The sequence below is a fragment of the Streptomyces silaceus genome (assembly GCF_001419745.1).
GTDB lineage: Bacteria > Actinomycetota > Actinomycetes > Streptomycetales > Streptomycetaceae > Streptomyces > Streptomyces silaceus.
The window spans coordinates 1-10,044 of sequence record NZ_LIRJ01000456.1; the positions used below are offsets into that span (position 1 = coordinate 1).

Genomic DNA, 10,044 nt, shown 5'->3' on the forward strand with positions numbered 1-10,044 from the left:
GCTGGGCCATGGGTGCATCCCGTCAGCGCCGTGCCCGGCCGTGGGTACGTGCCCGTCAGCGTTTGCCATCAGCGCTTGCTGTCAGCGCTTGCGCTTCTTCTTGGAGGGGTTGCCCGTGCGGCGTGCCGTGCGCTTCTCGTACTGCTCGCGTGCCGTCTCGTACTCCTCGCGGTGCAGCTTCTCGCCCGGGGCCTCGGTCAGGGAGCGGAAGAAGTAGGCGAGGAGGCTGCCGATGAAGCCGATCGTCATCAGGCCGCGCATGGAGGCCTGGGACGCCGGGTCGTGGCGGCGGGTGAACCCCTCCCACGTGCGGCGGAAGGCGAGGGCGCTGCAGATCGCGAACATCACGACGACGAGGAGGTTCACGAACGTCCCCACGTCCGCGATGGTCAGGCCCTCGTAGGCGAAGCGCAGCACGAAGCAGCCGGCGGCGGCCGCGAGCAGGGAGCCGACGGCGACCCCGGCGCGGCGGGCGCCGTAGCCGCCGTCGTGGGCGAGCCAGGTCGTCCCGAAGAAGCGGAGGGGCTCGGGCCGCGGGCCGGGCGTGGTGCCGGTGGGACCCGGGGCACCGGAGGCGTCGGTGGTGCCGAGGGGGCCGGTGGTGCCAGCGGCTCCGCTGAGACCGGTGGGGCCAGAAGTGCCGGACGTACCGGTGGGGCCTTGGGTGCCGGATTCTTCGCTCACCGTTTGATTATCGCCTGCCGGGGCGGACGGGCCGGTGCCCCCGAGGGCCACGGCACGCCCTATTCGTCCCCCGCCTTGCCAGGCCGCCCCGCCGGGCAGCTAGTTTGGGCTGCGTAAGGCGTCACCGGGACTGATGCGCAACCGGGGAACACGGGGGAGGTCGGTGCGAGTGTCGCTCCGTGGTGGAGACCCGGAGGAGATCGGCGGCTACCCGCTGGAGGCCCGCCTCGGCTCGGGCGGCATGGGCACGGTCTTCCTGGCGCGTACGGCATCGGGGCGCCCGGTCGCGCTCAAGCTGATCCACCAGCAGTTCGCGGACGACGACGAGTTCCGGATCCGGTTCCGGCAGGAGGTGGCCGCGGCCCGGCGCGTCAGCGGCGCCTTCACGGCGGCCGTGATCGACGCCGACCCCGAGGCCGAGCACCCCTGGATGGCCACGGCGTACATCGAGGGCCCCACCCTCGCCCAGCGCATCGCCAAGAAGGGCCCCATCGACGGCGCCGAGCTGCGCACGCTGGCCATCGGGCTCACGGAGGCGCTGCGCGACATCCACCGCGCGGGCGTCGTGCACCGCGACCTCAAGCCGTCGAACGTGGTCCTCTCCCCCGAGGGCCCCCGCGTCATCGACTTCGGCATCTCACGGGCGGCGGACCAGCAGACGCTGACGATGACGGGGCGGGTGATCGGCACGCCGCCGTTCATGTCGCCCGAGCAGTTGCAGGCTCCGCGCGGGGTGGGGCCGCGCTCCGACGTCTTCTCGCTGGGCACGCTGCTGGTGTACGCGGCGACGGGACAGGGCCCCTTCGACGCGGACAGCCCGTACATGACGGCCTATCAGGTGGTGCACGAGGCGCCGGCGCTGGACGCCGTGCCGGACAAGCTGCGCCGGGTCGTCGAACCGTGTCTGGCGAAGGCCCCGGACGAGCGGCCCTCGGCGGACGAACTCCTCGTACGGCTGCGGGATCTGCCCTCCGACCTGGGCGGCGCGGCGGGGCCCGCGGCGGCCTCGCGCAGCACGCGCGAGACGGACACGCAGCACCACCTGTCGACGGACGACACCCCGGCGCCGGGCGCCGCCCCGGACCTCGCCGAGCGCGAGAACGCGTCCGGGAGCGAGAGCGCGGCCGAGCCGGAGACCGGGACCCTCATCGGCCTCCGGCTGCGCCGGCGTTGGCGCCCGGTGCTCGCGGCCGCCGTGGCCGTGGCCGCGATCGGCGGCGGGGTCGCGACGCTGCGGGCCGGCGACTCGGACGGCGGCGACAAGGGCCACGACATCGCGGCGGCCGGTGCGCGGCTGCCGGGCGGCTTCGAGCCGTGGCGCAAGACCGTGCCGGGCGGCCGCGAGGACATCCCGGACGAGCTGCGCTGTCTGACGCGGGGCGACGCGCTGTTCTGCGGGGGCGGCGGGGTCGTGGCGACCCGGCTCCGACTCTCCGACGGCTCCCGGGTCTGGACGGAGAAGAGCCCCGGCGTTCCGGTGCAGGGCATGCATCTGGTGGGCGCCACCGACGACACGGTGCTCGGCTACCGCTTCGCGGCCGAGGACGCGCCGGGCGACGCGGCCACCGAGGTGGTCGCCATCGACGCGGACAAGGGCGACGAACTGTGGTCGGTGCCGTCGGGCGCCCAGTCGACGGCCGTGACCGGGCATACGCAGGACGCCGTGGTCGTCGGCTCGACGGTCGTGACGGTCGACGCGTCGAACACCCGTTTCGAGGCCCGGCGCGCGCACAGCGGTGAGGTCGCCTGGAAGCAGCCGTTCCCCACGGGCACGCAGTGCGCCCCGATCCCCTCGGGGACCCTGCTCTTCGCGATGTGCGCGCCGAAGGCCGAGATCTCGGCGAACGAGGTGCGCCATCCCACCCTGCACGTCGTCGACCAGGCCTCCGGGCGGCTCGGCAAGGCCATCGCCCTCAAGGGCCCCGCGCAGCCGGTCGGCACCTCCGGCGACGACCTCGTCTTCCTGCACCGCGACGAGCAGCGGCTGGAGTCGGTCGGCTACGACGGGGTGCTGCGGGTGGACCGGGACTCGCACGAGGTCACGTACGCGCGGCTGCCGAAGACGTACGCGGGGACGCCGGGGATGGTGGGCGGCACGGTCTTCGTGAGCGGGCAGACCGGGCTGGTCACGGCCTTCGACCCGGCGAACGGCCACAAGAAGTGGTCCCGGCAGACCGGCGTGGAGGGTGTCTCCGGGCCGGTGGGCGGGGACGGCGACGGCGCCCTCTACTTCAGCTCGGCCAGCGGCCGGGTCGTCGCGCTCTCGGCGCGCAGGGGCGAGCCGCGGTGGACGACGAACCCGCGGGCCGAGGGCCTGGCGGGCGAGACGAACGCCAGCGCGCGCGTGACCGTCGCCGGAAGCGTGGTGGTCGTGGCCGCCGCCAGGAACACGGTGTTCGCCTTCGACTCGACGAAGCCGCCGAAGGCAGGGTGACGGCGGAGACGCCGGGGGCGCCGTGACGGCAAAGCCGCCGCAGCCCGCTGACGAGCCGGTCCCGGCGGCTTCCCGCACCTCTCCGACGGACCGCCTCAGCAGCGCGGCGCCACGTACCCGTCGCTGCCCGTGCGGATGTACGTGTCCGAGACGTAGCGGCCGCTGCCGATGCGGTCCCACAGCTTCGACGTGCCCGTCGGGCCCGTGACCGTCTCCCCCGCCTTCTGGCACTGGATGGTGACGCGGCTGCCGGCGCGGAGGCGGCCGACCTTGCCGTACGACGTGCCGGGGCCCGAGCGGACGTTGACGTCCGCGACCACCGGGTAGGACCCGGCCGCCATGGTCTCGACGGCCTCCGTCGTCCCGGCCGCGTCCTGCACCTCGATGACGTTCTCGCTCACCGTGCTCTCCCCCCGTAACGGGCGACGCGGGCCGCCCTTGGCATGCTGCTCACACCAAGGACGCACCCGCGCCGCACAAAGGTTCCCGTGAACCCCCCGGGGGTTCAGCCCAGCTTCGACACGTCCCGGACGGCGCCCTTGTCGGCGCTGGTCGCCATCGCCGCGTACGCCCGCAGGGCGGCGGAGACCTTCCGCTCGCGGGCCTTCGGCGCGTACACGCCGCCGAGGGCCTCGCGACGGGCGGTCAGCTCCTCGTCGGACACGAGGAGTTCGATCGAGCGGTTCGGGATGTCGATGCGGATCCGGTCGCCGTCCTCGACGAGCGCGATCGTGCCGCCGGACGCCGCCTCCGGCGAGGCGTGGCCGATCGACAGACCCGACGTACCGCCGGAGAAGCGGCCGTCGGTGACCAGGGCGCACGTCTTGCCGAGGCCGCGCCCCTTGAGGAAGGAGGTCGGGTAGAGCATCTCCTGCATGCCGGGGCCGCCCTTGGGGCCCTCGTAGCGGATGACGACGACGTCGCCCTCCTTGACCTGCTTGTTGAGGATCTTCTCGACGGCCTCCTCCTGCGACTCGCAGACGACGGCGGGGCCCTCGAACGTCCAGATCGACTCGTCGACGCCCGCGGTCTTCACCACGCAGCCGTCCACGGCGAGGTTGCCCTTGAGGACGCCGAGGCCGCCGTCCTCGGAGTAGGCGTGGGCGACGTCGCGGATGCAGCCGTTCGCGGCGTCCGTGTCGAGGGTGTCCCAGCGCTCGGACTGCGAGAAGGCCTCGGCGGAGCGCTTGCAGCCGGGCGCCGCGTGCCACAGCTCGACCGCCTCCTCGGAGGCGGAGCCGGAGCGGATGTCCCAGGCGTCCAGCCACTCCTTGACGGAGGGGGAGTGGACGGTGTGCACGTCCTCGTTGAGCAGGCCGCCGCGGTAGAGCTCGCCGAGCAGCGCGGGGATGCCGCCGGCGCGGTGCACGTCCTCCATGTAGTACGTCGTGGTGGGCGCGGCGTTCGGGGCGACCTTGGCGAGGCAGGGGACGCGGCGCGAGACGGCGTCGATGTCGCTCAGGTCGTAGCCGACCTCGGCCTCGCGGGCGGCGGCGAGCAGGTGCAGGATCGTGTTGGTGGAGCCGCCCATGGCGATGTCGAGGGCCATGGCGTTCTCGAAGGCGGCGTGCGTGGCGATGCTGCGCGGCAGGACGGAGTCGTCGTCACCGTCGTAGTACCGCTTGGTGATGTCGACGACGGTCCGCCCCGCGCGCTCGTACAGCTCCTTGCGGGCGGTGTGCGTGGCGAGGACCGAGCCGTTGCCGGGCAGCGAGAGGCCGATGGCCTCGGTCAGGCAGTTCATCGAGTTGGCGGTGAACATGCCGGAACAGGAGCCGCAGGTCGGGCAGGCGTTCTCCTCGATGCGGAGGATGTCCTCGTCCGAGATGTTCTCGTTGACCGCGTCACTGATCGCGTTGACCAGGTCGAGCTTGCGGACCGTGCCGTCGACGAGGGTGGCCTTGCCGGCCTCCATCGGGCCGCCGGAGACGAAGACGGTGGGGATGTTGAGGCGCAGGGCGGCCATCAGCATGCCGGGGGTGATCTTGTCGCAGTTGGAGATGCAGATCAGGGCGTCGGCGCAGTGGGCCTCGACCATGTACTCGACCGAGTCGGCGATCAGGTCGCGCGAGGGCAGGGAGTACAGCATGCCGCCGTGGCCCATCGCGATGCCGTCGTCCACCGCGATCGTGTTGAACTCGCGGGGGATGCCGCCCGCTGCGCTGATCGCGTCGGAGACGATGCGGCCGACCGGCTGGAGGTGGGTGTGGCCGGGCACGAACTCCGTGAAGGAGTTGGCGACGGCGATGATCGGCTTCCGCCCGATGTCGGCCCCGGGTACACCGGAGGCGCGCATAAGGGCGCGGGCGCCCGCCATGTTGCGGCCGTGGGTGACGGTACGGGACCTCAGCTCGGGCATCGTCGCTCGCTCCTTCAGGGGTCCCTGGAGGGACCTTCGAGGCAGGGTAAGACTTGCTGCCGAGCGTACGCCGCCGCTCCAGGATCTGGACAGGCCGTCCGGATGTCGGGACGGCCGTCTCGGTGAGCGGCCACCGGCCCCGGACGACGGGGCACGTCAGGGCCCGGTCAGATGCCCCTGCACCACCGGCGCCACCCGCGCCACGATCTGCTCCAGGTCCGCCGACGCCAGCGGCTCGACCTTGATCACGTACCGCAGCATGGCGATCCCCACCAGCTGGGCCGCGGCCAGCTCGGCCCGCAGCTGGGCGTCCGGCACCTCGAGGCGGCGCGCGATCCGGCTCAGGAGCTGGGCCGCGACGAGCCGGCGGAAGACCGCGGCGGCCGTTTCGTTGTTGACCGCGGAGCGCACGATGGCGAGCAGCGGGACGCGCGTCGCGGGGCTCTCCCAGACGCCGAGGATGAAGCGGGTCAGGCGCTCGCCGACCCCCTCCAGCGGGCCCTCCTCGATCGCGGCGGGCGCTTCGAGGGCGGGGGCGAAGGCGATCGTGACGGCCGCCTCGAAGACCTGCTCCTTGGTGCCGAAGTAGTGGTGCACGAGCGCCGAGTCGACCCCGGCGGCCTTGGCGATGCCGCGCACGGACGTCTTCTCGTATCCCCGTTCGGAGAACTCCTCGCGGGCCGCGTCGAGGATGCGGTCGCGCGTCGCGGGACCGTTCTCCGCCTGCGTACGGGAAGGGCGTCCCCGGCGGCGCGGGGCCGGATCCCCGGACGGCGCGCCCGAGGTCATGAGCGGGGCACCCGCACCGCGGAGGCGAGGTGCAGCCGCGTGAAGGCGAGGGCCTCGGCGAGGTCGGCCTCGCGTTCGGCGCTGGACATCGCGCGGCGCGTGTTGACCTCGATGACGACGTGCCCGTCGAAGCCGGTGGTGGCGAGCCGCTCCAGGAGCTCGGCGCAGGGCTGTGTGCCGCGGCCGGGGACGAGGTGCTCGTCCTTGCCGGACCCCTTGCCGTCGGCGAGGTGGACGTGGCCGAGGCGGTCGCCCATGCGGTCGACCATGTCCATCGCGTCCGTGCGGGCGGTCGCGGTGTGCGAGAGGTCGACGGTGAAGTGGCGGTAGTCGTCCTTGGTGACGTCCCAGTCGGGGGCGTACGCGAGCATCTCGCGGTCGCGGTAGCGCCAGGGATACATGTTCTCGACGGCGAACCGCACGTCCGTCTCGTCGGCCATCCGCCAGATTCCGTCGACGAAGTCGCGCGCGTACTGCCGCTGCCACCGGAAGGGCGGGTGGACGACGACGGTCGACGCGTCGAGCTTCTCGGCGGCGGCCTTCGCGCGCTGGAGCTTGACCCAGGGGTCCGTGGACCAGACCCGCTGCGTGATCAGCAGGCACGGCGCGTGGACGGCCAGGATCGGGATCTGGTGGTAGTCGCTCAGCCGGCGCAGGGCCTCGATGTCCTGGCTGACGGGGTCGGTCCACACCATGACCTCGACGCCGTCGTAGCCCAGGCGCGCGGCGATCTCGAAGGCCGTCGCCGTCGACTCCGGATAGACGGAGGCCGTCGACAGGGCGACCTTCGCATCCGGGACGCGCACCACTGGTTCTGCCACGAGGGACAGCGTACGGGCCCCGTCCGGGCGCCGGGGAGGTGACCTCCCAACACCCTGCTCAGGAGCCGTCGCGCCCCGCTCGCGGCACGCGTCCCGCGCCTCCGCTACGCCTCCGGCAGATGGTCGAGCCTGCGCAGGATGACGCCCTCGCGCAGCGCCCACGGACAGATCTCCAGCGTCTCGACGCCGAAGAGGTCCATCGCGCCCTCCGCGACGAGCGCCCCCGCGAGCAGCTGTCCGGCCCGCCCCTCGGAGACGCCCGGCAGCTCCGCGCGCTCCTGCGCGGTCATCGCGGCGAGCTGCGGCACCCAGTCCTCCAGGGACTTGCGCTTCAGCTCGCGCTGGACGTAGAGCCCCTCGGCCGAGCGCGCGGCGCCCGCGAGCCGGGCGAGCTGCTTGAACGTCTTCGACGTCGCCACGACGTGGTCGGGGGCGCCGAAGCGGCTGAACTCCCCCACGGTGCGGGCGATCTGGGCGCGCACGTGGCGCCGCAGGGCCTTCACGTCGGCGGGGTCCGCCGGATCCGCCCGCAGCCAGCCGGCCGTCAGGCGTCCCGCGCCGAGCGGCAGGCTGACCGCCGCGTCCGGTTCCTCGTCGATGCCGTACGCGATCTCCAGCGAGCCGCCGCCGATGTCGAGGACGAGGAGCTTGCCCGCGGACCAGCCGAACCAGCGCCGCACGGCGAGGAAGGTGAGTCTCGCCTCCTCCTCGCCGGACAGGACCTGGAGGTCGACGCCGGTCTCCTCCTTGACGCGGGCGAGCACCTCGTCGGCGTTGGTCGCCTCGCGCACGGCGGAGGTCGCGAACGGCAGCACTTCCTCGACGCCCTTGTCCTCGGCCGCCTCCATCGCCTCGCGGACGGTGGAGACCAGCCGCTCGACGCCCTCGGGGCCGATCGCCCCGGCCGGGTCGAGGAGTTGGGCAAGGCGCAGGTCGGTCTTGTGCGAGTGCGCGGGCAGCGGGCGCGCGCCGGGATGGGCGTCGACCACGAGCAGATGCACCGTGTTCGAGCCCACGTCGAGGACACCGAGTCTCATATACGGAACGCTACGCCGGGTGGGGCCCTCGTCTGGCCTCGGGCGGTCCACCGCACGCATACCCTGGAGTCGTGCCAAAGACGAAAAAGGCGAAGACCGACAAATCGAAGTCGGAGAAGTCGTCGACGAAGCCGCCCAAGCAGAAGAAGCCCAAGGAGCCGGAGAAGGCCGGCCGGGCGAAGCAGCCGGAAAAGACGAAGCGCCCGGAGGGGCGGACGCCGGACGAGACGGGCCTGGACTTCGCCCGCGCCTGGGTGGAGTTCCCTGATCCCGCGGACGACGAGCAGGTCTTCCGCTGCGATCTGACATGGCTGACCTCTCGCTGGAACTGCATCTTCGGGAGCGGCTGCCAGGGCATCCAGGCGGGCCGCGCCGACGACGGCTGCTGCACGCTGGGGGCCCATTTCTCGGACGAGGACGACGAGAAGCGGGTCGCCGGGTACGTGGAGCGGCTCACGCCGGACATCTGGCAGCACCACGACGTGGGCCGGGAGACGGGCTGGGTCGCGACGGACGAGGACGGCGACCGCCAGACCCGTCCGTACAACGGCTCGTGCATCTTCCAGAACCGCCCCGGCTTCGCGGGCGGCGCGGGCTGCTCGCTGCACATCCTGGCGATCAAGGAGGGCCGCGAGCCGCTGGAGACGAAGCCGGACGTCTGCTGGCAGCTGCCGGTGCGCCGGACGTACGAGTGGATCGACCGGCCGGACGACACGCGCGTCCTCCAGGTGTCGATCGGCGAGTACGACCGCCGGGGCTGGGGCCCCGGCGGCCACGACCTGCACTGGTGGTGCACGTCGGCGACGTCGGCGCACGGCGCGGGCGACCCGGTGTACGTGTCCTACCGCCCGGAGCTGATCGAGCTGATGGGCAAGAAGGGGTACGACCGCCTGGTGGAGCTGTGCGAGGAGCGCCTGGCCTCGCAGCTCCCGCTGGTGGCCCCGCATCCGGCGGACCCGGCCCCCTGAGGCTCACCCCGGGCCCGGTCCCCCGCTGCCGTCGCCGGGCGGCGGTGACGAGTCCGAGGGCCCCGGATCCGACGGGGTGGGCGTCGGATCCGTGGGCGTCGGCGTGGGGTCGGTGGGCCCGGGGTCCGAGGGGCCCGGGTCGGAGGGTCCCGGGTCGGACGGGCCGGGGTCGGTGGGCCCGGGGTCCGAGGGTCCTGGATCGGAGGGTCCCGGGTCGGATGGGCCGGGGTCGGAGGGGCCCGGGTCGCTGGGCCCCGGATCGCTCGGTCCGGGCGTGCCGGGCGGGCGTCCCCTGCCGAATCCGTCGATCGAGATGACCGCGCCCGACGGCGCGATGGAGACCCGTGCGCGCCAGTGGCCCGCCGGCTCGCGGGTGTGGTCGACGTACACCTGGATCGTGACCGACTCGCCCGGCGCGAGCGTGCCCGACGAGCGGCTCAGATAGAGCCAGGGCGCGCTCTCGCTCGCCGACCACCGGACCGCCGAACCGCCGGACGCGGTCAGCGTGATGAGGGTGGTGTCGCCGCTCGGCCGGGCCTCGACGGTGAGCCGGCCCGGACCCGTCCGTGAGTGGGACGGGGGCCCGCCGCCGCTGATGACCTCCACGGACACGTCGCGGGAGCGGCTGCTCCCGTCGAAGCGGGAGTCGGGGCCCGTGCGGGCGTTGCCCGCGTTCTCGTAGCTGTCGCGGGCGCGGTCGCTGCCGAGTCCGTCGGGGCCGTCGCCCTCGCTCGCGGTGACCGAACTCCCGTCGCGGCCCTCGCCGGTGAGGGGCGCTCCCCGGTAGGCGGCCCAGAGGGCGAGCACGGGGGCGGCCACGACGGTGGCGACGACGGTGGTCGTGACGGCACGCGCGCGCAGCCGGTCGCGGCGGGCGGCGCGGTCCTTGGGGTCCATCGGGAAACCCCGCCGGTCGTAGCGGGGATTGCGGCCCCGCGCGCGGGGGGCGTGG

At 73.3% G+C, this 10,044-nt stretch carries 9 protein-coding genes; 2 read left to right on the top strand and 7 right to left on the bottom strand.

The window, feature by feature from the left end:
• Nucleotides 1–81: 81 nt before the first annotated feature.
• Nucleotides 82–684 (bottom strand): hypothetical protein, encoded by a 603-nt coding sequence (locus tag AOK22_RS33780; protein WP_055702532.1) that lies wholly within the window; start codon nt 682–684, stop codon nt 82–84.
• Nucleotides 685–853: 169 nt separating this feature from the next.
• Between AOK22_RS33780 and AOK22_RS33785 the strand changes: the two genes are divergently transcribed.
• Entirely contained in the window at nt 854–3,118 is a 2,265-nt protein-coding gene (locus AOK22_RS33785; RefSeq protein ID WP_055702533.1) for a protein kinase domain-containing protein, read from the top strand.
• 95 nt (nt 3,119–3,213) lie between these two features.
• Here the strand turns inward: AOK22_RS33785 and AOK22_RS33790 are convergent, their stop codons facing one another.
• The 5 genes from AOK22_RS33790 to AOK22_RS33810 all read right to left on the bottom strand — a co-directional run bounded on the left by AOK22_RS33790 (nt 3,214) and on the right by AOK22_RS33810 (nt 8,124).
• Complete coding sequence (locus AOK22_RS33790) at nt 3,214–3,459, bottom strand: SH3 domain-containing protein (protein WP_079143982.1); 246 nt, start codon at nt 3,457–3,459, stop codon at nt 3,214–3,216.
• A gap of 164 nt (nt 3,460–3,623) precedes the next feature.
• Nucleotides 3,624–5,477, bottom strand: a complete 1,854-nt coding sequence (gene ilvD, locus AOK22_RS33795) for a dihydroxy-acid dehydratase (protein WP_055702534.1) — start codon at nt 5,475–5,477, stop codon at nt 3,624–3,626.
• A gap of 156 nt (nt 5,478–5,633) precedes the next feature.
• Entirely contained in the window at nt 5,634–6,266 is a 633-nt protein-coding gene (locus AOK22_RS33800) for a TetR/AcrR family transcriptional regulator (RefSeq protein WP_055702535.1), read from the bottom strand.
• On the bottom strand, nt 6,263–7,087 hold the full coding sequence (locus tag AOK22_RS33805) for a sugar phosphate isomerase/epimerase family protein (protein ID WP_079037002.1): 825 nt from the start codon (nt 7,085–7,087) through the stop codon (nt 6,263–6,265). Before AOK22_RS33805 ends, AOK22_RS33800 begins: the two co-directional genes overlap by 4 nt.
• A gap of 104 nt (nt 7,088–7,191) precedes the next feature.
• Nucleotides 7,192–8,124, bottom strand: coding sequence for a Ppx/GppA family phosphatase (locus tag AOK22_RS33810; RefSeq protein ID WP_055702537.1), 933 nt, complete (start codon nt 8,122–8,124; stop codon nt 7,192–7,194).
• Between the two features lie 71 nt (nt 8,125–8,195).
• Here AOK22_RS33810 and AOK22_RS33815 point away from each other — a divergent pair, with 71 nt between their 5' ends.
• Nucleotides 8,196–9,092, top strand: coding sequence for a DUF3109 family protein (locus tag AOK22_RS33815; protein ID WP_055702538.1), 897 nt, complete (start codon nt 8,196–8,198; stop codon nt 9,090–9,092).
• A 3-nt stretch (nt 9,093–9,095) separates the two neighbouring features.
• On the opposite strand, the gene AOK22_RS33820 is transcribed toward AOK22_RS33815, so the two are convergent.
• On the bottom strand, nt 9,096–10,044 hold a 949-nt coding region (locus tag AOK22_RS33820), incomplete at its 5' end, for a BACON domain-containing protein (RefSeq protein ID WP_425264100.1).